Source organism: Pseudomonas sp. Sample_20, assembly GCF_004307585.1.
In the GTDB taxonomy this organism is placed as follows: domain Bacteria; phylum Pseudomonadota; class Gammaproteobacteria; order Pseudomonadales; family Pseudomonadaceae; genus Aquipseudomonas; species Aquipseudomonas atacamensis.
The window spans coordinates 1-26,122 of sequence record NZ_RCOA01000025.1 but is presented as its reverse complement, the minus strand read 5'-3'; the positions used below and the strand labels follow the sequence as shown (position 1 = coordinate 26,122).

Here is a 26,122-nt window from a genome sequence, read left to right as displayed (position 1 = left end):
AGTCATGGCTGTTGCTCTGGGGTTTTCCGTGCGGCCATTGCTGCCGCAGCGCGGAAGTTTGCCGCTGTTGGTCGAGGCGGGCGATGCCGACACCGATCTGTTGGCGGTATTCGATGAATTGAAGGCCTTGGTCGACGAGCATTTGCTGCGCGACGGTGGCGTGCTATTTCGCGGTTTTCGCCTCGATGGCGCCGAGCAGTTCCGCCAGTTCGCCGCGAATTTCGGCCATCCATTGCTGAACTACGAGTTCGGCTCGACGCCGCGTACCAACGTCACCCAAGGCGTGTACACCTCCACCGAATACCCGGCGCACCAGAGCATTCCGCTGCACAACGAGCAGGCCTATTCCCGCGACTGGCCGATGAAGATCTGGTTCTACAGCATGATCGCTGCCAGGTCCGGCGGTGAGACGCCGATTGCCGACAGCCGCGAAGTCTACCGGCGCATCCCCGTGGCGATCCGCGAGCGGTTCGTCAGCAAAGGCCTGATGTACGTGCGCAACTTCGGCAATGGCCTCGACGTGGCGTGGGAAGACGTGTTCAACACCGAAGACCGTGAAGTTGTCGAGGCCTACTGCAAGGCCCACGGCATTGTCTGCGAATGGAAGGACGACGGTGAGCTGCGCACGCGGCAGACCTGTCAGGCGGTGGCGGTGCACCCGGTGACCGGCGACCACGTCTGGTTCAATCAGGCGCACCTGTTTCACATCTCCAACCTGCCAGCGGACGTGCGCGAAAGTCTGCTCGATATCGTTGACGAAGAAGACCTGCCACGTAACGTCTACTACGGCGACGGCTCGCCGATCGAAGACGAAGTGCTGGCGCAGATTCGTGCGGTGCTCGACGACTGTGCGATCAGTTTTCCCTGGCAGGAGGGCGATGTGCTGATGCTCGACAACATGCTTTCGGCTCACGCGCGCTCACCGTTCGAAGGGCCGCGCAAAGTCATCGTGGCGATGGCCGAGGGGCATTCGCAGGACGTGCGCTGACCTGTTCGCAACCCTTCAACTCAAATGCCGAATCCGGGCCTGTACCGGCTTCGGCATTTGTCTGTCTGGCCTTTGTACCGTCGGGCCGCGATTGCCGCCGGCGCGCTAAATCATCGCGCGGGCCATTCGTTCTTGTTGATACGACCGGGTCTCCAGGTCACGCCGCCGATCAGCAAGGACTCCACGCATGAATGCCGCAGACGCACAGAAACTAGCCCGCCGCTTTATCGAATTGCCCCAGGACAAACGCCGTCTGTTCCTCGCCGGCATGGCCCGCGAGGGCATCGATTTTGCGCAGCTGCCCATGACCGCATGCGACGGCATCGCCGAGCGTGATGGCCTGTCTTACGCGCAGCAGCGCATGTGGTTTCTCTGGCAACTGGAGCCGACCAGCGCCGCCTACAACCTGCCGATGGCGGTGCGTCTGGATGGTGAATTGCAAGTCGAGGCACTGGAGCAGGCCTTCAGTCGTCTGGCGGCGCGCCACGAATGTTTGCGCACTACCTTCGGCCAGGATGGCGAGCGGGCCTTCCAGTGTGTGGCCGAACCTAAGCCACTGAAACTACCCGTGACTGACCTGAGCGAGTTGCCCCAAGCCCAGCGCTGGCCGCTGGCGCAGCAGCACATGATGGCCGAGGCGACCCAGGCCTTCGACCTGCAGAACGGCCCGCTGCTGAGCCTACGGCTGTTGCGCCTGGCCGCGCAGGAACATGTGTTGCTGCTGACCCTGCATCACATCATCGCCGACGGCTGGTCGATGAATATTCTGATCGACGAATTCATGCGCACTTACGACGCGCTGGTCGCCGGGCGTGAACCGACGCTGGCGCCGTTGACCGTGCATTACCGCGACTATGCGCTGTGGCAGCGCAGCTGGCTGGAGGCCGGTGAGCGCGAGCGGCAACTGGACTACTGGCGCACGCAACTGGGCGACGAACATCCCGTGCTGGAGTTGCCCACCGATCGGGCCTATCCGGCGCAGTCCAGCCATCAGGGCACACGCCTGGAAACAGTGATCGACACTGCCCTGCGCGAAGAACTGAAAAATCTTGCCCAGCGTCAGGGCGTGACCTTGTTCGTGGTGTTGCTGGCAGCGTTCAAGACCCTGTTGCATCGCTACAGCGGCCAGACCGATATTCGTGTCGGCGGGCTGATTGCCAACCGCACCCGCAGTGAAACCGAAGGGTTGATCGGTTTCTTCGTCAACACCCAGATTCTGCGCAGCGTGGTCACCGCACAAACGCCGTTCACCGAGTTGCTGCAGAACCTGCGCCAGGCCGCCCTCGGCGCCCAGGCCCATCAGGACCTGCCGTTCGACGCCTTGATCGAAGCCCAGCAACCGGCGCGCAGCCAGAGCCACAATCCGCTGTTTCAAGTGATGTTCAACCACCAGCCGCTGGTCACCGATTTGCACCAGGCGCAACTCGCCTCGGGTTTGCGCGTGGGCTATCTGAGCGAGGAGCAACTGGCCGGCAGCGGCCGGCAACATGCGGCCACCAGCGACCTGATGCTCGACACCCGCGAGGAGGGCGAGCAACTGTTTGCTGCCTTCACTTACGCCACGGATATTTTTGATGCCGCAACCATTGCCGCGCTGGCTGGGCATTGGCGCAACATTCTCCAGTCGGTGTGCCGTGATCCGCAGCAGTTGATCGGCGAAGTGACGATGCTCGCCGACAGCGAACGGCAAGCGCTGATACAAGCGACTGCACCCGTGCCTCGGTTTACCAGCGTGCAAAGCCTGTTCGAAGCGCAAGTCGCACGCACTGGGCAAGCGCCGGCGGTGCTGTTGGCCACGGCGCCTGCGCCGGCATTCAGCTACGACGAACTCAACAGCCGCAGCAATCGCTTGGCCCATCAGCTGCGCGCACAGGGTGTCGGCCCGGACGTGCTGGTCGGTGTCGCGCTGGGGCGCTCTCTGGAATTGGCGGTAGCGCTGCTGGCGGTGCTCAAGGCTGGCGGTGCCTATGTGCCGCTGGATCCGCAAACCCCGGCCGAACGCTTGCGCCATGTGCTCGCTGACAGCGGCCTGAAACTGTTGCTCGGCGACCGGCAAAGCCTCGCCAGCCTGCCGCCGCTCGACGGCATCGAATGCCTGTGTCTGGAGCAGTTGCCCGCCAGCGAGCAGAGCGACAACCTGCCGGTCACGGTCGAAGCCGACAACCTCGCTTATGTGATCTACACCTCTGGCTCCACCGGGCGGCCGAAAGGGGTGGCGGTCAGTCATGGCGCGCTGAGCGAGTTCATTGCCCGCGCCATCGACTACAGCGATTTGCGTGAAGGCGACCGTGTTCTGCAATTTGCCACCAGCAGTTTCGACGGTTTCGTCGAGCAGTTTTTCCCACCGCTGTGCCATGGCGCCAGCGTGGTCATGCGCGATGCGCCGTTGTGGGACAGCGCGACGCTGCATCAGGTGATCATCGATCAGAGCATCACCCTGGCCGACCTGCCGGCGGCCTACTGGTATTGGCTGGTGCAGGAATACGCGGCGAAACCGCCGGCCAGTTTCGGCGCGCTGCGGCAGATTCACGTCGGCGGCGAAGCCATGGCGGTGGACGGTTTGCGCTTGTGGCAACAGGCCGGGCTCGGCCATGTGCGCCTGCTCAACACCTACGGCCCGACCGAGGCCACGGTGGTCTCGACGATTCATGACTGCACCGCGCTGACCGCCCAAGACGTGTCGTGGCGCGGCATGCCGATCGGCCACGGACTGGCAGCGCGGCGTCTGTACGTGCTCGACGATGATCTGAACCTGCTGCCGCAAGGCGCGGTGGGCGAGTTGTACATCGGTGGGCCGGCTCTGGCGCGCGGTTATCAGCGCCAACCGAGCCTCAGCGCCGAGCGTTTCATTGCCGACCCGTTTGCCGACGGTCAGCGCCTGTACCGCACCGGCGACCGTGCGCGGCTGCGCGGCGATGGCGCGCTGGAGTACGTCGGCCGGGTCGATCATCAGGTGAAGATTCGCGGCTTCCGCATCGAACTGGGCGAGATCGAATCGCGCCTGCAGCAATCTCCGGGCGTTCGCGAGGCAGTGGTGCTGGCGGTGCCATTCGCCGGCGGTGCGCAACTGGTCGCTTACGTGGTGACAGAACCTGCGGTGCTCGCCAGCGCGGCAACGCAAACGGCGTTCCGTCAGCAGACCCGCGCTGCGCTGCAAGCCAGCCTGCCGGATTACATGGTGCCGGGGCATCTGCTGTTGCTGGCGGACCTGCCGCTGACGCCGAGCGGCAAGCTCGACCGCAAGGCCTTGCCGACGCCGGATCCGGCGCAGTTGCAGGGCGATTACCGCGCCCCGCAATCGCCGGCCGAGCAGTGTCTGGCGCAGGTCTGGGTCGAGGTGCTGCACGTGCCGCGTGTGGGCCTGGACGATCACTTTTTTGAACTGGGCGGCCATTCGTTGCTGGCCGCGCAGGTGATTGCCCGGGTCAAGGAGCAGATGGGCGTGGTGCTGCCGCTGCGCAGCCTGTTCGAAAAACCGCTGCTGGCGGATCTCGCCGAGGTGCTCGGGCAACTGGCCGAGACGAGCGGCGACGACGACTGGTCCGACCTGGATCAGTTCATGAATGCTTTGCAAGGAGAAGAAATATGAGCGGCACGATGGCGGAACGTATTGCAAAAAGGTTCGTCGGCCTGCCGCTGGAACAGCGTCGGCTGTTTCTGGCCAAATTGCGCGAGGAGGGCAAGGATTTCAGCCTGTTGCCGCTGCCGGTCAGCCGCCACGACTGTGCGCAGATTCCCCTGTCGTTCGCCCAGCAGCGCCTGCTGTTCCTGTGGCAACTGGAACCGCACAGCGCCGCATACAACATGGCCGCTGGCTTGCGTCTGAAAGGCCGGCTGGATGAGTCGGCCCTGAGCCGCTCGTTCGATCATCTGCTGGCGCGCCATGAAGTGTTGCGCACGGTGTTTCACACCGACGGCGATCAAGCGCATCAGCTGATTCTCGAGCAGCAAAGTATTGCGCTGCAACGCTTCGATCTGACTGGCACCGCCGCGCAAGAGCGCGAAGAACTGCTCGCGCAACACGTGCAAGACGTCACCGCGCAACCGTTCGATCTGCGCCACGGCCCGTTGCTGCGCGCCAGCCTGTTTGCCTTGGCCGACGATGAATTCGTGCTGGTGGTGAGCATGCATCACATCGTCTCCGATGGCTGGTCGATGGACGTCATGGTCAAGGAATTCGTGCAGTGCTATCAGGCGTTCAGCTTGCAGCGCGAGCCGCAATTGCCAGCACTGCCGTTGCAATACGCCGACTATGCGATCTGGCAGCGGCGCTGGCTGGAGGCCGGCGAGGGCGAGCGCCAGCTCGACTACTGGCGTCAGCAGTTAGGCGACGAACATCCGCTGCTGGAAGTGGCGCCGGACTTTGCCCGACCGCTGACGCAAAGCTTTGCAGGACAGACCCTGAGTTTCGATTTCGGTGCTGACCTTTCGCAGCAGCTCAACGTCTTCGCGCGCAGCCAGGGCATCAGCCTGTTCATGCTGGTGCTGGCCGGGTTCTCGCTGTTCCTTTCGCGTCTGGCCGGCGAGCGCGACATTCGTGTCGGCGTGCCGAATGCCAACCGTGGCCGCGCCGAAGTCGAGGGACTGATCGGTTTCTTCGTCAACACCCAGGTGCTGCGTTGCCAGGTCGATGAGCGCGGCAGTTTCGCCGATTTGCTCGCGCAGGTGCGAGAAGCGGCGTTCGGCGCACAGGCACATCAGGAGTTGCCGTTCGAGCAACTGGTCGACGAATTGGTCGCCGAACGCACCCTGGGCCACAACCCGCTGTTCCAGGCCAAGTTCAACCAGAACGTCGGCATGCAGAAACAACGCTCGATGGCCTTGCCCGGCCTGACCGTCAGCGAATACCCGCTGGCCAAGGACGGCACGCATTTCGATCTGGCCTTGGATATCACCGACGACGGCGCGCTGATCCACGGCCAGATGACCTACGCCAGCGATCTCTATCGAGCGGAAACGGTCGCCGGTCTTGTGCCGATGTTGCTGGACCTGTTTACACAGTTGCTCAACTCGCCGCAGGCGCCGCTGCACACGGTTGCCACACCACGGCCTGCTGCGCTTGCCAGCCAACGCGAACCGGCGTTGACGGTGTTGCAACACTGGGCGCGTGAAGTGGCCCGGCAGCCGCAGGCGTTGGCCGCTCGGGATCTCAAGCAAACGGTGACTTTCCAGGCGCTGGATGAACAAGCCAATCGTCTCGCCCATTATTTGCGTGCGCAGGGCGTCGATGTCGGCGATCCGGTGGCGGTGCTGCTGGAGCGTTCGCTGGACTGGCTAACTTGCCTGTTGGCGATTCTCAAGGCAGGCGCGGTGTACATGCCACTCGATATCAAGGCGCCAAGCGCGCGCCTGCAACAGATGCTCGGCGCTGCCCAGGCCCGGGCGCTGATCGGTGCTGAAGGCGACGCACGGCTCAGCGAATTGGCGGCTGAGGGCTGTCAGGGTCTGGAGTTTGCACCGGGGCAATGGCACTCGCTGCCGACGTCCGCGCCTGAACTGACGCTGTATGCGCAGTCGCCGGCCTACGTGATTCACACCTCCGGTTCCACCGGGCAACCGAAGGGTGTACTGGTCAGCCACGGCGCGTTGGGCGGTTATGTGCGCGGCGTACTCGAGCGTCTGGCGCCGGCGCCCGAGGCAAGCATGGCGCTGGTCTCGACCATCGCCGCCGACCTTGGCTTCACCGTGCTGTTCGGTGCGTTGTGCTCGGGCCGACTGCTGCATGTGCTGCCGGAAGAACTCGGCTTCGACCCGGACCGCTTTGCCGAATACATGGCCCGTCATCGCGTTGGCGTGCTGAAAATCGTTCCCGGGCATCTCGCCGCGCTGTTGCAGGCGGCCAAGCCTGCCGATGTGTTGCCGGAACACGCACTGATCGCCGGCGGCGAAGCCTGTTCGCCGGCGCTGGTCGAGCGTGTGCAGCAACTTAAACCGGGCTGTCGCCTGATCAATCACTATGGCCCGAGCGAAACCACCGTGGGCGTGCTGACCCATGAGGTCGAAGAACTCGCCGCGCAGGCGCGCAGTGTTCCAATCGGCACAGCGCTGGCCGGTGCCCATGTCTATGTGCTCGACGATGTGCTCAACCCGGTGGCCGATCAGGTTGCCGGTGAGTTGTACATCGGTGGCGATAGCGTTGCCCTTGGCTACCTGAATCAGCCGGGGCTCACCGCTGAGCGTTTCCTGCCTGATCCGTTTGGGAACCCCGGCGCGCGGGTGTACCGCAGTGGCGACCGGGTCCGGCGCAATCGCGAACAGGCGCTGGAGTTCATCGGTCGTGCCGACGATCAGGTCAAAGTGCGCGGCTACCGTGTGGAGCCTGCGGAAGTCGCGCGGGTGTTGCTCAGTCTCGACGGTGTCAGCGAAGCCGCCGTGCTCGCGCTGTCACTGGATGACGACCCGGCGCGCCTGCAACTGCTGGCGTGGTGCGTGCCGGCAGTGGGCGCGAAGGTGCAGGCGCAGGATCTGCGCGAGCAATTGCAGGCGCGGCTGCCGGATTACATGGTGCCGGCGCAGTTGCTGTTGCTGGAAAAGCTGCCGCTGACTGCCAACGGCAAACTCGACAAGCGTGCCTTGCCAGTGCCCGGCGTGGTCAGCCAGCAGTTCGTCGCGCCGGTCGGTGAGATCGAGGAAAAACTCGCCGCGATCTGGGCCGAAGTGCTCAAGCTCGAGCGGGTCGGCAGCAGCGATAACTTCTTCGAACTGGGTGGCGACTCGATCCTCAGCTTGCAGATCATCGCCCGGGCCAAGCGCCAGGGCATCAAGCTCAGCCCCAAGCAGTTGTTCGAAAAACAGACCATCGGCCAACTGGCTGCTGTGGCCAAACTGATCGAAGCCAAACCGGCTGCCGTCGCGGCACCAGTGGCTCGCGGGCCGTTGCCGTTGCTGCCGATTCAGGTGCGTTTCTTCGAGACGCCGATTGCCCAGCGCCAGCATTGGAACCAGTCGGTAATGCTGCAACCGACCCTGGCGCTGGACGCCGTGCATTTGCGCAAGGCGCTGGCGACGTTGGTCGAACAGCACGAGGCCTTGGCCTTGAGCTTTGTGCAGTCGGGCGATAGCTGGCAGGCGTTGCCGCAGGCTCAGCGCGATGCCGAACTGCTTTGGCTGCGCGAACTGGACAGTCTCGATGCGTTGCCGGCCGTGGCCGACGCGGCGCAGCGCAGCCTCGATCTGCACCGCGGGCAGTTGCTGCGCGCGGTGCTGGTCACTCTGCCGAATGCCGAGCAGCGTTTGTTGCTGGTGATTCATCACTTGGTGGTCGACGGCGTGTCGTGGCGCATTCTGCTGGAGGACTTGCAGCAGGCTTACCAGGCATTGGCGGCGGGGACGGCGCCGATGTTGCCAGGCCAGAGCAGTTCGCTGCACAACTGGGCCGAGCAGTTGCATCGTTATGCGCAGAGTGAAGCGCTGGCTGGCGAAAGTGCTTACTGGCAGCAGATCCTGGCGGGCGACGACGCGGCACTGCCACAAGATTTCGCCGTGGACAGCCAGACCCGCGCCCAGGCCGCTCGCGCCAGTACGCGCCTGAGCCCGGCACTGACCGACAAGCTATTGAAAGTCGCCCCGGCGGCCTACCGCACGCAAATCAACGACCTGTTGCTGACCGCATTGGCGCGGGTGCTGTGTGACTGGAGCGAGCAGCCGTCGGTGTTGATCCAGCTCGAAGGCCATGGTCGTGAAGACCTGTTCGACGACATCGACCTGAGCCGCACGGTCGGCTGGTTCAGCAGCCTGTACCCGGTGCGCCTGACTCCGCAGGCCAATCCCGCTGCGTCGCTGTGCGCGATCAAGGAGCAACTGCGCGCCGTGCCGGGCAAAGGCATCGGTTATGGCGTGCTGCGTTACCTCACGCGTGCAGCCGAGTTGCAGACGCTGGCGCAACCACGGGTGACCTTCAATTACCTCGGTCAGTTCGACGGCGCGTTCAGCGCCGAGCAAGGCGCGTTGTTCCTGCCAAGCGCTGACAGCACCGGCGCCAATCAGGATGGGCAAGCGCCGCTGGGCAATTGGCTGAGTGTTGACGGTCAGGTTCTCGGCGGTGAGCTGGAACTGACCTGGACCTTCGGCAGCGGCATGTACCGCGTCGAGACCATCGAGGCGTTGGCCGAGGCCTATCGCCGCGAACTGCAACGCCTGATCGAACATTGCTGCGACAGCGCGGCCGGTGGCGTGACACCCTCGGATTTCAACCTCGCCAACCTGACCCAGGCGCAGCTGTCGGCATTGCCGATGGCGCCGCGTGACATCGTCGATCTGTACCCGCTGTCGCCGATGCAGCAAGGCATTCTGTTCCACAGCCGCAACGAGCCGGACAGCCCGGCCTACACCAATCAGCTGCGCGTCGACGTCGAGCAGCTCGACGCCGAGCGCTTCCGCCAGGCCTGGCAGCAGACCGTCGATGCCCACGACATTTTGCGCACGGCGTTCGTCTGGCCGCAGGATGCCGCCGCGCCGGTGCAAGTGGTGCGCAGCCGTGTGCAGATGCCGTGGCAGGTGCAGGACTGGCGCGGTCGCGCTGGCCTGGATTCAGCGCTTGATCATCTTGCCGCTGAAGATTTGCAACGTGGCTTCGATCTGCTCGACGCACCGCTGTTGCGCGTGACGTTGGTGCGCATCGATGAGCACACTCATCACCTGATCTACACCTGCCATCACATCCTGATGGACGGCTGGAGCACTTCGCAGTTGTTCGGCGAAGTGCTGCAACGTTACGCCGGCATCACGCCGAGCGCAGGGCAGGGGCGTTATCGCGATTACATCGAATGGCTCGGCCAGCGTGATCAGCAAGCCAGTCGGCAGTTCTGGCGCGCAGCGCTGGCGGACATTGAACAGCCGACGCGACTGGCCAGTGCCATGCCGGTCAGGCACGCGGCCAGCGGCTATGCCGATCACGAGCATGTGTTCAGCGAACCGCTGACCGCCGATCTCAACCGCTTCGCCCGCGAGCAGAAAGTCACGCTCAACACGCTGGTGCAAGCGGCGTGGCTGCTGCTGTTGCAGCGTTATACGGGCCAGGATCACGTGGCGTTCGGCGCGACTGTCGCCGGGCGGCCGACGGATTTGCCGGGTGTCGAGCAGCAGATCGGCCTGTTCATCAACACCTTGCCGGTGGTGGCGGCGCCATCGCCGGAGATCGGCGTCAGCCAATGGCTGCAACAGGTGCAAGACCTCAACCTGGCCTTGCGCGAGCACGAACACACGCCGCTGTATGACATTCAGCGCTGGGCCGGTATGGGCGCCGGGGCGTTGTTCGACAGCATTCTGGTGTTCGAAAACTACCCGATGGCCGAGGCCTTGGCTCAGGGTCCGCAGACCGGCCTGAAATTCTCGGCGATCCGCCGTCAGGAGCAGACCAATTATCCGCTGACCCTGGTGGCGATCACCGGCCGTGAGCTGAGTCTGGGCGTGAGTTTCGATCAGGCCAGCTTCGACGCTCAAGCGATCCGCGCGTTGAGTGCGCAGCTGCAAGGCCTGCTCGAGCAGTTCCTCGCCGACGCCACACAGCCGCTGGGCGCGCTGCAACTGCTCGCCGAGCCACAACGGCAACAAGCGATCGAGTGGGGCAAGGCGCCGGTTACCATGCCGGATCAACGCACAGTGCTGGCGCACATCGCCGCGCAGGTGCAGCGACAGCCACAGGCGAACGCGGTGCTGTTCGCTGAGCAGTCCATCGCTTACCAAGACCTCGATACCCGGGCCAATCGTCTGGCGCACAAGCTGCAAGGCATGGGCGTCGGGCCGGAAGTGCGCGTCGGCGTGTGCATGCGCCGCACGCCGGACATGCTGGTCGGCTTGCTGGCGATCCTCAAGGCCGGTGGCGCCTACGTACCGCTCGATCCGGATTACCCGCAGGAACGCTTGCTGCACATGCTCGACGACAGCCGCGCCGCTGTTTTGCTCACTGAGCCAGCGGCCTTGGCGATGCTGCCCGAAACCTTGAGTGCGCAGGTGCTGCTGGTGGACGAGAACGTCGCCAGCGAATACCCGGCCACTGCGCCACTGGTTAACCTCGCGGCTGAAAATCTGGCGTACGTGATCTACACCTCCGGTTCCACCGGCAAACCGAAAGGCGTAGCGATCAGCCACGGCAATCTGTCGGCGCTGATTCAGTGGTCAGCGGGTGTCTATCGCGAAGAACAATTGCGCGGCGTGCTCGCTTCGACGTCGATCTGCTTCGACCTGTCGGTGTGGGAAATCTTTGTCACGCTGGCCTGCGGTGGCTGCCTGGTGCTGGCCGACAACGCTCTGGCGCTGGCCGATTTGCCGGCGCGCGATCAGGTCACGCTGATCAACAGCGTGCCGTCGGCGATTGCCGCGTTGCAGCGCGCTGGGCAGATCCCGACTTCGGTCGGCACCATCAATCTGGCCGGCGAACCGCTCAAGCAGAGTCTGGTCGACAGCCTCTACGCCAGCACTCAGGTGCAGCAGGTCTACGATCTTTACGGGCCGTCGGAGGACACCACTTATTCAACCTTCACCCTGCGCACGCCGCAGGGCCGGGCGAACATTGGCCGGCCACTGGACAACACCGTGGCGCACCTGCTCGACAGTCAGTTGCAGGTGCTGCCCGAGGGCGTGGCGGCCGAGCTGTACCTGGCGGGTGCCGGGGTGACGCGCGGCTATCTGCGTCGTGCCGCGCTGACCGCCGAACGCTTTGTGCCGAATCCTTACGCTAGCAACGGCGAGCGCCTGTACCGCACCGGCGATCTGGTGCGCCAGGGCGACGATGGCAACATCGAGTACATCGGTCGCGCCGACCATCAAGTGAAGATTCGCGGTTTCCGCATCGAACTCAGCGAGATCGAAGCGCGCCTCTTGGAACTCGACGATATCCTTGAGGCGGTGGTACTGGCGCAGGACGGCGCCGCTGGCAAACACCTGCATGCCTACCTCGTCGCCGCGCCGGACAGCGAGCGGTCGACGCTGGCCGAGCGGGTGCGCAATGCCTTGGCCAGTCGCTTGCCGGCGCACATGGTGCCGGGGCATCTGCACCTGATCGACGCGATCCCGCTGACGCCCAACGGCAAGCTCGATCGCAAGGCGCTGATGGCGTTGGGCGAGAGCCCGACGCAGGAGCAATACCAGGCACCGCAAAGCGATCTGCAATGGGAGGTGGCGACGATCTGGCAGGAAGTGCTGGAAGTCGAGCGGGTAGGGCTGGCGGAAAACTTCTTCCAGCTCGGCGGCCATTCGTTACTGGCGACGCTGGTGGTGACCCGGGTGCAGGAACGTCTGGGCGACAAGGTGCCGCTCAAGGCGTTGTTCGAAACCGATACCCTCAAGGATTTCTGCGCGCGGATCGAAGCGCTGCGCGTCGAAATGTCGCCCGTTCAGGATGAATTGGCTAAATCACTGGAGGCCCTCAAACGTCTATCCCTCGATGATCTGGAAAAACTGATTTCTTGAGAGGGAAAAACGCGTGCAAGAGTTAATCGAGTCGGTAGGACAACTTTCGGCTAAGCAAAGAAAGGCTCTGGCGGTTCTGCTCAAGCAGAAAGGCGTCAACCTCTTTGACATTGCCCCGGTTTTCAAGCGCACGGCTGAAGAGCCGTTGCTGCTGTCCTACGCTCAGCAGCGCCAGTGGTTCCTCTGGCAGTGGGCACCGCACAGCGCGGCCTACAACATTCCGACGGCCCTGCGCTTGCAAGGGCCGCTGGATGTGCCGGCACTGGAACGCAGCATTGCGGCGCTGATCGAACGCCACGAAACCTTGCGCACGGTGTTCTCTCAAGACAGCGCGCAACCCTTGCAAGTGGTCCTGCCCGCAGGACCTTTTACCCTCGATATTCATCACCTGAGCGCTGATCTGGCGCATGACCCGGAGCACTCGATCGAGGCTTTCGTTCAGACCCAGAGCCAGAAGACTTTCGATCTGCAGCGCGGCCCGTTGCTGCGGGCCGCGCTGCTGCAGGTCAGCCCCGCTGAGCATGTGCTGGTGCTGACCCTGCACCACATCGTTTCCGATGGCTGGTCGCTGCAAGTGATGATCGAGGAACTGGTGCAGCTCTATGCCGGTTTCAACCTCGGTCACGACGCCGGTCTGCCGGCCCTGCCAATTCAATATGCCGATTACGCCTTGTGGCAGCGCCAGTGGATGGAGGCCGGTGAGCAGGAGCGCCAACTGGCCTACTGGCAGGAAAAGCTCGGCGGCGAACAACCGGTGCTGGAACTGCCGCTGGATCGCCCGCGCGCGGTCGATCAAAGCTTTGCCGGCGCCAGCCATAACCTGATTCTTGATCCGGCGCTGAGCCATGCCCTCAAGGCCTTTGCCCGGCAGGAAAACGTCACCCTGTTCGTGTTGCTGCTGGCTTCGTTTCAGGCCTTGCTGCATCGCTACAGCGGGCAAAGCGACATCCGTGTCGGCGTGCCGGTGGCCAACCGTGGCCGGGTGGAAATCGAGCGCCTGATCGGCTTCTTCGTCAACACCCAGGTGCTCAAGGCGGACATCGACGCAGAGCTGCCGTTTATCGAGCTGCTGCGTCAGGTCAAACAGACGGCGCAGGAGGCGCAGGCGCATCAGGACTTGCCCTTCGAGCAACTGGTCGAAGCGCTGGAACCGGGCCGCAGCCTCAGCCACAGTCCGCTGTTCCAGGTGATGTTCAACCACCAGGCCGAGCGCCGTGCGAGCGTCGCCACGCGCCTGAACGGCCTGAACATCGAACCGCTGGAATGGCAGAGCCAGACCGCGCAATTCGACCTGACCCTCAACACCACCGAACAGGCCCACGGCATCGAAGCGGTACTCAAGTACGCCACTGACCTGTTCGACGCAGCGACCATCGAGCGCCTGGCGCAGCACTGGACCGCGTTGTTGCAAGCGATCGTCGCCGAGCCGAGCCAGCGTATCGGCCAGTTGCCAATGCTCGATGCAGGCCAGCAGCAACAGCTGTTGGCGCAATGGAATCCGCCGCTGATTGAACAACCGCTGAGCCAGTGCATCCAGCAAGCCATCGAGCTCCAGGCCGAGCGGCATGCCGATGCGGTGGCGGTGAGCTGTGCCGGGCAACGCCTGACCTACGCCGAGCTCAATCACCGCGCCAACCTGTGGGCGCATACGCTGATCAAGCAGGGCGTCGGCCCGGACGTGCGCGTCGGCGTTGCGGTGGAGCGTTCGCTGGACATGATCGTCGCCATTCTCGCGGTGCTGAAAGCGGGCGGCGCCTATGTGCCGCTGGACCCGAGCTACCCGGATGACCGTTTGAGCTACATGATCGACGACAGCGGCATTCACTTGCTGTTGACCCAGGGGCATTTGCTCGGGCAATTGCCGGTGCCGCCGGGGCTGATCTGCCTCGATCTGAATCAGGCGCCGGAACACGGCATCGCAAGCAACCCGCCATGCCTGACCACGCCGGACAATCTGGCCTACGTCATCTACACCTCCGGTTCCACCGGCAAACCCAAGGGCGCGTTGCTGCCGCACGGCAACGTGATGCGCCTGTTCAGCGCTACCGCGCACTGGTTCGATTTCGGCGCGCAGGACAGCTGGACGCTGTTCCATTCCTACGCGTTCGACTTTTCAGTGTGGGAGATTTTCGGCGCGCTGTTGTACGGCGGCAAACTGGTGGTGGTGCCCCACGATGTCAGCCGTTCGCCAGAGGATTTCTACACGCTGCTGTGCGATGAAAATGTCACGGTGCTGAACCAGACACCGTCGGCGTTCAAGCCGTTGATGCAGGTCGCCTGTGAATCCCCGCGCAGCAATGCCCTGCGTTACGTGGTGTTCGGCGGCGAGGCTTTGGAAGTACAGAATCTGCGTCCGTGGTTCGAGCGTTTTGGCGACCGCGCGCCGACGCTGATCAACATGTACGGCATCACCGAAACCACCGTGCACGTGACTTACCGGCCGTTGTCGCTGGCGGATCTGCAGAGCAATCACAGCAGCCCGATCGGCGCACCGATTGTCGACCTGTCGTGGTACTTGCTCGACAGCTCGCTGAATCTGGTGCCGCAAGGCTGCATCGGTGAGTTGTACATCGCTGGCGCCGGTCTGGCCCGTGGTTATCTGAATCAGGCCGGCATGAGCGCCACCCGCTTCGTGCCCGACCCGTTCAACCGCAAGGCCGGCCAGCGTCTGTACCGTACCGGCGACCTCGCACGGCTGCGCGGCGACGGGGTGATCGAGTACATCGGTCGTATCGACCACCAAGTGAAGATCCGTGGTTTCCGCATCGAGCTCGGCGAAATCGAAGCGCAACTGCTCAAGCATCCACAGGTGCGCGAAGCGGTGGTGCTGGCGGTGGACGGTCTCAGCGGTCAACAACTGGCGACCTGGGTCGTACCCAACGAGATGCTGGACGCGGACGAGCAGGGCGCGCTGCGTGATTCGATCAAGGTGCACCTGCGCGAAACCCTGCCGGATTACATGGTTCCGGTCAGTTGGGCGTTCCTCGACCGGCTGCCGCTGACCGCCAACGGCAAGCTCGATCGCAAACAACTGCCGCAGCCGGACGTTGCGCAGGTGCAAGAAGCATACGCGGCGCCGCGCAGCGAACTGGAACAGCGTCTGGCGGAGATCTGGCAGGACGTGCTCAAGGTCGAGCGGGTCGGGCTTCACGATAATTTCTTCGAGCTGGGCGGCGATTCGATCATCTCGATTCAAGTGGTCAGCCGCGCGCGGCAGGCCGGCATTCGCTTTACGCCCAAGGACATTTTTCAGCATCAGACCGTGCAGCGCTTGGCCACTGTGGCGCAGCAGAGCGACGCGGTGCAGACGGAGCAGGGCGAAGTGCTTGGCGACGCGCCGCTGACGCCGATCCAGCAGTATTTTTTCCACAGCGACATCCCGGCGCGCCACCACTGGAACCAGTCGATCCTGCTGACCCCGGCGAAAACCCTGCAAGCCGCGGCGCTGCAACAGGCCCTGGCGCAGGTGCAAAAACAGCATGACGCCTTGCGTCTGCGTTATCGCCAAACCGAGCAGGGTTGGCAGCAAAGCCACGGCGCGGCGGATCAGCCACAAGTGTTGTTACGCACTTTCACGCTGGACGACAGCGCGGCATTGCCAGCGCTGTGCCTGGACCTGCAACGCAGCCTCGACCTGCACAACGGCCCGCTGATCCGCGCGGCGCTGATCGATTTGCCGGACGCCAGTCAGCGTCTGTTGCTGGTGATTCATCACTTGGTGGTCGATGGCGTGTCGTGGCGAATCCTGCTCGAAGACCTGCAAAGCGCCTATCAGCAGATCAGCAGCGGACAGCGCGTGCATCTGCCGGCCAAGACCAGCGCGTTCAAGGACTGGGGCGTGCGCCTGCAAGAACATGCGCGCAGCGCGGCGCTGGGCAGCGAACTGAGCTACTGGCGCGAACAGTTGCGCGATGCGCCGCTCGGTTTGCCGCTGGATAATCCGCAGGGCCAGTTGAACAACCGCTTCGAACGCAGCGTCGACACGCGACTGGATGCCGAACGTACCCGCCAATTGCTGCAACAGGCCCCGGCGGCCTACCGCACTCAGGTCAACGACCTGCTGCTGACCGCACTGGCGCGGGTGCTCTGCGAGTGGACCGCCAGCGACAGTGCGCTGGTGCAGCTCGAAGGCCATGGCCGCGAAGACCTCTTCGATGACATCGACCTGAGCCGCACTGTGGGCTGGTTCACCAGCATGTTCCCGGTACGCCTGACACCAAACGCCAGCCTGGAAAGCTCGATCAAAGGCATCAAGGAGCAACTGCGCGCGATCCCCAACAAGGGCATCGGCTATGGCTTGTTGCGTTATCTCGGCACCGCCGAAGCACAAGCGGCGCTGCGTGAACTGGCGCAACCGCAGGTGACGTTCAACTACCTCGGGCAGTTCGATAACAACTTCGACGAAGACGCCTTGTGGCGGCCTGCCACCGAAGACAAGGGCGCCGGTCAGGACGCAAACGCGCCGATGGCCAACTGGCTGACCATCGATGGCCGGGTTTATCAGGGCCAGTTGAGCCTGACCTGGACCTACAGCAGCGACGTCTTCGAGGAGGCGACCATCGCCGCGCTGGCCCGCGCCTACGAAGTGGCGCTGAGCGAATTGATCGACCACTGCCTTAGCCATGCGGGCGGCCTCACGCCGTCCGATGTGCCGCTGGCCGGTTTGTCCCAGGCGCATCTGGACAGCCTGCCGATTGCCGCCCAGCGCATCGAGGACATTTATCCGCTGGCGCCGATGCAGCAGGGCATTCTGTTCCACAGCCTGTACGACGCCGACCCCAGCGCCTACGTCTATCAGATGCTGCTGGACATCGACGGCCTCGACGTCGCGCGGTTTCAGCAAGCCTGGCAGCGGGTGGTCGATCGCCATGAAGTGCTGCGCGCCGGTTTCATCTGGGGCCGCGATGGCCTCGACGCGCCGTTGCAGGTGATCAATCGCCAACTGACCCTGGAAATGCCGGAAGTCGATGTGCGCGATGCCGCTGATCTGCCAGCAGTGCTTGAAGCACGGGCGCAGGCCGACCGCGAACGCGGCTTCGATCTGCAGAATCCGCCGCTGTTGCGCCTGTGCCTGCTGCGCACTGCCGACGATCGCCATCGACTGATTTTCACTTGTCACCACATCCTCATGGATGGTTGGAGCAACTCGCGGATGTTCGGCGAGGTGCTGCAGGATTACGCCGGCCAGTCGGTGCCGAGCGCGCAGGGTCGCTATCGCGATTTTCTGGTCTGGCTGCAGGGCCAGGACAAGGCTGGGGCGCAGGAATTCTGGCGCGGGCAACTGGCCGAACTCGACGAGCCGACCCGACTGGCCTCGGCCTGCCACGGACGCACCGTGCCGGGGCCGGGCAAACAGATGCATCGTCTGCATTTCGACGAAGCGTTGACCCAGCGTCTGAACGCCTTCTCCCGTCAGCAACAGGTGACCCTCAACAGCCTGGTGCAGGCCGCGTGGCTGCTGGTGTTGCAGCGCTACACCGGGCAGGCCACGGTGGCGTTTGGCGCTACGGTATCCGGGCGTCCGGTGGATTTGCCGGGCATCGAAGAACAGTTAGGGCTGTTTATCAATACTCTGCCGGTGATCGCCAGCCCGCAGGCCAGCCTCAGCGTCGGCGATTGGGTGCGCAGCGTGCAGGACCAGAACCTGCTGTTGCGCGACTACGAACAGACGCCTTTGCAGGACATTCAGCGTCTGGCCGCATTGAGTGGCGAAGCGTTGTTCGACACCTTGCTGGTGTTCGAGAACTACCCGGTATCCGACGCGTTGGAGGCCAATCCGGGCGGGCTGCGTTTTTCCGGTCTGGAGCATCGCGAGCAGACCAACTACGGCCTGACCCTGATCGCTGGCGCCAGCGAAGTGCTCAACCTCGATTTCAACTACCTCACCGAGCACTTTGCCGAGCGCAGCGTGCTTGCTCTGGCGGCGCATTTGCGTGAAGTGCTGGAGCAATTTATCGCAGCGCCGCAGCAGGCACTCGGCGAGATCGGTCTGCTGCCGCTGGCCGAGCGGCAGACGCTGGCGCAGTGGAACGACAATCACGCGGCTTATCCGGCCGAGCGGTTGATTTCGCAGAGCTTTGAAGCACGGGTCGCAGCACATCCGCAGGCACTGGCGTTGAGTCATGCCGGCGTGGCCCTGAGCTATGGCGAACTGAACCGGCGCGCAAACCAGTTGGCCCGGCATTTGGTGACGCTGGGTGTCAGCGCCGAAGTGCGCGTCGGCGTGGCACTGCCGCGTTCGGCGGAACTGGTGATCGCCCTGATGGCGGTGCTCAAGGCCGGCGGCACCTACGTGCCGCTGGACCCGGACTACCCGGCCGACCGCGTGGCCTACATGCTCGACGACAGTCAGGCGAAAGTCCTGCTGACCCAGCAAGCCTTGCTGGCGCAACTGCCGTCCAGCGAAGCGCAGGTGGTGCTGGTCGAGGCCGGCGGTGAGGCGTTCGCCGCGCAAGCGCCGGACAACCTGCCGGCGCGCGCCGACTCGGCCAATCTTGCCTACGTGATCTACACCTCCGGTTCCACCGGCAAACCGAAAGGCGTGGCCATCGCCCATCGCAACGTACAGGCGCTGATCCAGTGGTCCGCCGAGGTCTACAGCGAGGACGATCTGCAGGGCGTGCTGGCCTCGACGTCGGTGTGCTTCGACCTGTCGGTGTGGGAGATTTTCGTCACCCTGGCGCGCGGCGGGTCCGTGGTCATGGCGCGCAATGCCCTGGAGCTGGCGGACTTGCCCGAGCGTGATCAGGTGCGCCTGATCAACACCGTGCCGTCGGCGATTGCCGCGTTGCAACGCATCGGCCAGATCCCGGCGGGCGTGCGCATCATCAATCTGGCCGGCGAGCCGCTCAAGCAGGCGCTGGTCGACACCCTGTACCGCGAGACTTCGGTTGCCCACGTATACGACCTGTACGGGCCTTCCGAAGACACCACGTATTCGACCTGGACCCGTCGCGAACTCGGTGGCCAGGCCAATATCGGCCGGCCATTGCGCAACACCACTGCGTACCTGCTCGACGAGCAATTGCAGGAAGCGCCAGTCGGCATCGCAGCGGAGCTGTATCTGGCCGGTGAGGGCATCACCCGTGGCTATCTGTTGCGCCCGGGCCTGACCGCCGAACGTTTCGTGCCCAACCCGTTGGCGAGCAACGGCGAGCGTATGTACCGCACCGGCGACCTGACGCGTTTCATGGACGACGGCCGTATCGAATACGTCGGCCGCATCGACCATCAGGTCAAGGTGCGTGGCTTCCGTATTGAACTGGGTGAAATCGAAGCGCGTCTGCTGGCCCAGGCCAGCGTGCGCGAAGGCGTGGTGCTGGCGGTGGACGGCGTTGGCGGCCAGCAACTGGTGGCTTATGTGGTACCGGCCGAGGCCGATCAAAGCCCCGCGCAACTGGACGCGCTGAGTGCTGAGTTGCAAGCCGCGCTCAAGGCGCATCTGCCGGACTACATGGTGCCGGCGCAGTGGCTGTTCCTCGAACAATTGCCGCTGACACCCAACGGCAAACTTGATCGCAAGGCTTTGCCGGCACCGGATGCCAGCCAGGCACAACGCGATTACGTCGCGCCGTCGACGCCGCTGGAGCAGCAACTGGCCGAGGTCTGGCAGGACATTCTGAAGATCGAGCAGATCGGCGTGACCGACAATTTCTTCGCCCTCGGCGGTGATTCGATCATCTCGATTCAACTGGTCAGCCGCGCGCGGCAGCAGGGCATTTGCTTCACGCCCAAGGACCTGTTCCAGCAGCAGACGGTGCAGAAACTGGCCGCAGTGGTTTCGCATGCAGACGCGCAATCCGCCAGCGCCGCCGACTATCCGTTGGCGCAACTGGATCAGGCGCAACTCGATGCCTTGCCGGTGCCGGCGGAGCTGATCGAAGACGTCTATCCGCTGTCGCCAATGCAGGAAGGCATGCTCTTCCACACCCTGTCGGATAACGGCAGCAGCCTTTACGTGCAACAGGTCAGCCTGCCGATCAAGGGCCTCGACGTGGAGCGTTTCCGCAAGGCCTGGGAATTCATCATTGTCCGTCAGGCGATCCTGCGCACCAGTTTCCATTGGCAGGATGGGCTGGCCAAGCCGCTGCAGGTAGTGCATCGCCAAGCGCCGTTGCAGATGCAGGTGCTCGATTGGCGTGGGCAGGACTGCAGCGAGGCGGCGATTGCCGAATTTGCCAGTGCCGACCGCGCGCTGGGCTTCGACTTGTCCGAAGCGCGATTGCAGCGGGTGACCCTGCTGCAGCTGGGCGACGAGCAGTACCAGATGATCTGGACCAGCCACCACATTCTGATGGATGGCTGGAGCAGTTCGCGGTTGTTCGGCGAGGTCTTGCAGTACTACTCCACGGGCGAGGTGACTGGCGAAAACGGCCGCTATCGCGACTTCATCGCCTGGTTGCAGGCGCAGGATCAGGATGCCCAAGAGCTGTTCTGGAAGGCGCGTCTGGCGGTGGTCAACGAACCGACCGCGCTGAGTCAGGCGATGCACCCGCGTCACAGTGCCGACGTAGCCGGTCACGATGCGATCTATTCGAACTGGGACAAAGCGCAAACCGCGCGTCTGCTGGAGTTCTGCCGCGACTTGCGCATCACCCCGAACACGTTGATTCAGGGCGCGTGGCTGCTGCTGTTGCAACGCTACACCGGCCAGCAGACGGTGACCTTCGGCGCCACCGTATCGGGGCGTCCGGAAAGCCTGCCGAACGTCGGCAACATGCTCGGCCTGTTCATCAATACCTTACCGATCATTCAGACCCCACAGGCCGATCAGCGCCTGGCCGACTGGCTGGGCGAAGTGCAGGCCTACAACCTCGACATTCGTGATTACTCCCAGGCGCCGCTGGCCGATGTGCAGCGCTGGTCGAACCTCGGTGGTCAGGCGCTGTTCGACAGCATCGTGGTATTCGAGAACTTCCCGATCGACGAGCGCTTGCAGGAAGAAACCGACACTGAGCTGACCTTCGGCAAATCCATCGGCCACGGCGTGACCAACGTGCCGATGGACCTTGCGGTGATGCTCGGCGATGAATTGTCGATCGAGTACCTGTACCTGCGCAGCCACTTCAGCGCCGAGGCGGTGCAAGGCATTCGCCTGACCCTGGAAAACACCCTCGCGGCGATGATGGCCGCGCCGTATGAGCGACTGGGCAATTTGCAGCGTCTGTCCGCCGAGCAATGGCAAGCGGCGCAGGCCTGGAGCGCGGAGCCGGCGCACCGCCATGAGCCGCGCCTGTTGCCGGAGTTGATCAGCCGTCATGCGCAACAGCAGCCCGACGCGATCGCGGTGCAATGCGCCGGCGAAAGCCTGACCTACGCAGAGCTGGAGCGGCAGGCCAATCGACTCGCGCAGTGCCTGATCGCCCACGGCGCCGGGCCGGAAGTGGTGATCGGCGTGGCGTTGCCGCGCTCGCTGGAAATGCTGGTGAGTTTCCTCGCCGTGCTCAAGAGCGGTGCGGCGTACGTACCGCTGGACATCGATTACCCGCCGGAGCGTCTGGCGTACATGATCGAAGATTCGCGCATGGCCCTGCTGCTGACGCAAACCAGCCTGCGCGCGACGTTACCGGCGCCGCATGGCGTATTGCGCCTGGAAATCGATCAGCTCGATCGCAGTCTTTACAGTGACGCGGCCCCGGTCTGCGATGTTCACGAGCAGAGCCTGGCCTATCTGGTTTACACCTCCGGTTCCACCGGACGGCCGAAAGGCGTTGCCGTGACGCAGGGACCGCTGAGCATGCATTGCCAGGCCATCGCCGAGCTGTACGAAATGGACGCGAGCAGTTGCGAGTTGCACTTCATGTCGTTCGCTTTCGACGGCGCTCACGAACGCTGGCTGAGTACCTTGTACAGCGGCGGTCGTCTGGTGATTCGCGACGGTTGTCTGTGGACTCCGGAGCAGACTTATCAAGCCCTGCACGATTACGGCGTGACCATCGCCTGCTTCCCGCCGGCCTATCTCAAACAACTCGCCGAGTACGCCGCCGCCAGCGGCATCGCACCGCCGCCGGTGCGCATCTACTGCTTCGGTGGCGATGCGGTGCCGGAGCAGACCTTCGAACAGGTCAAAGCCGCGTTGCGTCCGCAGTTCTTCACCAACGGCTACGGCCCGACCGAAACCGTGGTCACGCCGATGCTCTGGAAAGTCGCCATCAGCCAGCACTGCGAAGCGGCGTATGCGCCGATCGGCCGCGCGGTCGGTGCGCGCTCGCTGTACGTGCTCGACGATGATCTGAATCCGCTGCCGCCGGGCTTTGCCGGTGAGTTGTACATCGGCGGTTACGGCGTCGCTCGCGGTTACTACGGCCGCCCCGACCTGACCGGCGAACGCTTCGTGCCCAACCCGTTTGCCCCTGGCGAGCGTCTGTACCGCAGCGGCGATCTGGTGCGTCGTCGCGCGGACGGCGTGGTCGATTACGTCGGGCGCATCGACCATCAGGTCAAGGTGCGTGGCTTCCGCATCGAGCTGGGCGAAGTCGAGGCCAGCCTGCGTCAGTTGCCGGCGGTCAGCGATGCGCTGGTGATTGCCCGCGACAATGCCTCCGGCAAGCAACTGATCGGTTATGTGGTCACCGCCACGGGTGATGATATCGGCGATGAACTCAAGGCCGGGCTGCGTGCTTCGCTGCCGGAATACATGGTGCCGGCGCAGATCGTCTGCCTCAGCGCGTTCCCGGTTACACCCAACGGCAAACTCGATCGCAAGGCCCTGCCGGAGCCGGAGTTCAAAAGCGACGAATATGTTGCCCCGCGCACCGAGCAGGAACGCCTGTTGGCGGAAGTCTGGGCGCAGGTGTTGCAGGTCGAGCAGGTCGGTATCAGCGATAACTTCTTTGAACTGGGTGGCGATTCGATCCTCAGCCTGCAAGTGATCTCGCGGGTGAGAAACCACCCGACGCTGCAGATGGAGCTGAAGCTGCGCGATCTGATGCGTTATCAGACCATCGCCGGCATTGTCGAGCAGCAAGTGGCGAAGGAGGGCGCCGGGCAAGCGCTGCCGGACCTGACTCAGGTTGCCGCAGAGGGCGCGTTCAATCTGCTGCCGATCCAGCAATGGTTCTTCGCCGAAGGCATGGCCGAGGCGCATCACTACAACCAGTCGTTGCTGCTCAGCGCACGTCAACCGCTGGATCTCGATGCACTGGAACAGGCACTGGGCTTGATCGAACAACATCACGATTCGCTGCGCCTGCGTTTTTCCAACGACGGCGGGCGCTGGTTGCAGCGCTATAGCAGCAGCGCCTCCGACGAGGCTGTGCTGTGGCGCCGCGAAGCGCAAAACAGCGAAGAGGTCGAAGTCTTGGCCAACCTCGCGCAGCGCAGCCTCAAACTCGATGACGGGCCGGTCTGGCGGGTCATGCATGTGGCCTTGCCGGATGGTCAGGCGCGGTTGCTGGTGGTGATTCATCACCTGGTGGTCGACACCGTGTCGTGGCGGATTCTGCTCGACGATCTGAAAGTCGCTTATGAGGCGTGCGTGCAGGGGCGGGTGCCGCAACTGCCGATTCGTACCAGCAGTTATCGTTCGTTTGCCGAGGCGTTGCAGGCGCAGGCGCCAGTGATAGCCGAGCGGGAATTGAGCTATTGGCTGGAGCAAATGGATCAGCCCGGCGTTGATCTGCCATGCGACAACCCGCGCGGCAAGAACCTTGTGCGGCAACAGGCGCAGGCACGGCTCAAGCTTTCCCGCGAGCACACCGAACAACTGCTCAAACAGGCCCCGGCGGTGTACGGCACGCAGATCAACGACTTGCTGCTGTCGGCGCTCAGCCGCGCCCTGTGCCGCTGGAGTCAGCAACCGTCGGCGCTGATTCTGCTTGAAGGTCACGGTCGCGAAGACCTCTTCGAATCGATCGACCTGAGCCGCAGCCTCGGCTGGTTCACCAGCATGTTCCCGGTGCGTTTGCGCCCGGACGGCGACGACATCGGCCAGTCGATCATCGATGTGCAGGCGCAACTGGCGGGCGTACCGCAGAAGGGCATCGGCTACGGCGTGTTGCGTCATCTGGCCGGGCCGGAAATCTCGGCGCAACTGGCTGCATTGCCGCAGGCACGGGTGACGTTCAATTACCTCGGGCAGTTCGACCAGAGCTTCGATGAACAGGCGTTGCTGGTGCCGGCACTGGAAGAGACCGGCGACAACTACAGTCTCAAGGCGAATCTGGGCAACTGGCTGGAAATCGTCGGCCAGGTTTATGACGGGCAACTGGCCTTGCGCTGCATCTACAGCAGCCAGCGTTACCGCGCCGGCACCATGGATGCGCTGATGAGCGATTACCAGCGCGAGCTTGAAGCGTTGATCGAACATTGCATGGCGCGGGTGGGTTGATCACCCGGCCTTTTGCGCGGGCGCTGCCCAGGCGCGCCCGTCTTATTGCAGATACAAGGATTTTTAACGATGTCGTTACACCCTGATCTGGAAGCTTTTCTCGACCTGGCGCAAGACAGCCAGGACGCCGGCCTGCCGGCCATGCACCAACTAAGCCCGAGCGAGGCCCGCGCCACCTTCGAACAGACCACCGCGCAACTGCGCTGGCCAGCGCCGCAGGATGTTGAAGTCAGCGAGATTGAGACACTGGCCCGCGATGGTGCGGCGCTGGCGTTGCGGTTGTATCGGCCCAGCGGTGTTGCCTCGTCGCTGCCGGTGCTGGTGTATTTCCACGGTGGCGGATTTGTCGTTGGCAGTCTGGATTCCCACGACGGCGTCTGCCGCGAGTTTTGCCAGCGCACGCCGTGTGCGGTGCTCTCGGTCGGTTATCGACTGGCGCCGGAGCATCGCTTTCCGACAGCGCTGGAGGATGGCGAGGACGCTTTGGCCTGGCTGGCCGAACAGGCTGCGAGCCTCGGCCTGGATGGTTCGCGCGTTGCGTTTGGTGGCGACAGCGCGGGTGCCACGTTGGCGACGGTGCTGGCGATTCAGGCGGTGCGGCAGCCGCACACGGTGGCTATCGCGCCCAAGGCGCAGTTGTTGTGTTATCCGGTGACCGATGCTTCGCGGGTGCATGATTCGCGGCTGTTGTTTGGCGAGGGGTATTTGCTCGAGAACGACACGCTGGAGTGGTTTTATCAGCACTATGCGCGTGGGCCGGAGGATTATCTGGATTGGCGTTTTTCGCCGTTGCTGGCGGAGGATCTGCGTGGGGTTGCGCCGGCTATTGTGCTGCTTGCCGGGTTTGATCCGTTGCTGGATGAAGGGCAGGCTTATGTCGACAGGCTGCGCGGGCAGGGGGTTGAGGTCGAGGTCGAGGTTTGTGCCGGGTTGATTCATGATTTGTTGCGGTTGGGGACGGTGGTGCCTGGGGTTCTGGAGGTTTATTCGAGGCTTGGTGGAGCGCTTGCGCGGGCTCTTGAGATTGGGTGAATATCCGTTGCTTCGGTAGCGGCTGCTGGCGGTTTCGCCTGACGGCGACTTACTTTTTTACAAGCGCCCGGAATGCCGGCCCAGAAAAAAAATAAGCAAAAAACGCTAGCTCCTACGTTCGGCCCTCGCAGGCTCGGGTTCCATCGCTGCGGGACTGATCCGGGCGCAGCGGCTACGGTTTGCTTCGCTGCACCTCCTTCCGCTGTGTCTGGCTGCGCCAGACGGTCGCTGCGCTCCCACGCCCGGATCAATCCCTCCACTCAGCCTTCCGACGTCGCCGGTGGATCAAGATCAAAAGCACTCGAGCTTGCGCTCATTGTTGAGTGGTGAAAAGCGTGTGGTCTGCTTTGGATCTGTGTTGGATT

At 63.6% G+C, this 26,122-nt stretch carries 5 protein-coding genes; all 5 read left to right on the top strand.

Annotated features, from left to right (window positions below):
* Positions 1-4: 4 nt before the first annotated feature.
* Entirely contained in the window at positions 5-988 is a 984-nt protein-coding gene (locus D8U70_RS06925; protein WP_130928535.1) for a TauD/TfdA family dioxygenase, read from the top strand.
* 187 nt (positions 989-1,175) lie between these two features.
* The gene (locus tag D8U70_RS06920) at positions 1,176-4,577 is read left to right on the top strand and encodes a non-ribosomal peptide synthetase (protein ID WP_130928534.1); all 3,402 of its coding nucleotides are present in this window, start codon (positions 1,176-1,178) and stop codon (positions 4,575-4,577) included.
* A complete protein-coding gene (locus D8U70_RS06915; RefSeq protein WP_130928533.1) occupies positions 4,574-12,397 on the top strand; it encodes a non-ribosomal peptide synthetase in 7,824 nt (2,607 codons plus the stop codon). The genes D8U70_RS06920 and D8U70_RS06915 overlap by 4 nt, the downstream gene beginning before the upstream one ends.
* Positions 12,398-12,410: 13 nt before the next feature.
* Positions 12,411-24,725, top strand: coding sequence for a non-ribosomal peptide synthase/polyketide synthase (locus D8U70_RS06910; RefSeq protein WP_130928532.1), 12,315 nt, complete (start codon positions 12,411-12,413; stop codon positions 24,723-24,725).
* A gap of 69 nt (positions 24,726-24,794) precedes the next feature.
* Positions 24,795-25,757: an alpha/beta hydrolase gene (locus tag D8U70_RS06905; RefSeq protein WP_130928531.1), complete on the top strand. Its 963-nt coding sequence runs from the start codon at positions 24,795-24,797 to the stop codon at positions 25,755-25,757.
* The last annotated feature ends 365 nt before the right edge of the window (positions 25,758-26,122 follow it).

Coding starts and splice junctions, on each gene's coding strand:
- D8U70_RS06925 (WP_130928535.1), top strand. CDS start 5: ATGGCTGTTGCTCTGGGGTTTTCCGTGCGGCCATTGCTGCCGCAGCGC.
- D8U70_RS06920 (WP_130928534.1), top strand. CDS start 1,176: ATGAATGCCGCAGACGCACAGAAACTAGCCCGCCGCTTTATCGAATTG.
- D8U70_RS06915 (WP_130928533.1), top strand. CDS start 4,574: ATGAGCGGCACGATGGCGGAACGTATTGCAAAAAGGTTCGTCGGCCTG.
- D8U70_RS06905 (WP_130928531.1), top strand. CDS start 24,795: ATGTCGTTACACCCTGATCTGGAAGCTTTTCTCGACCTGGCGCAAGAC.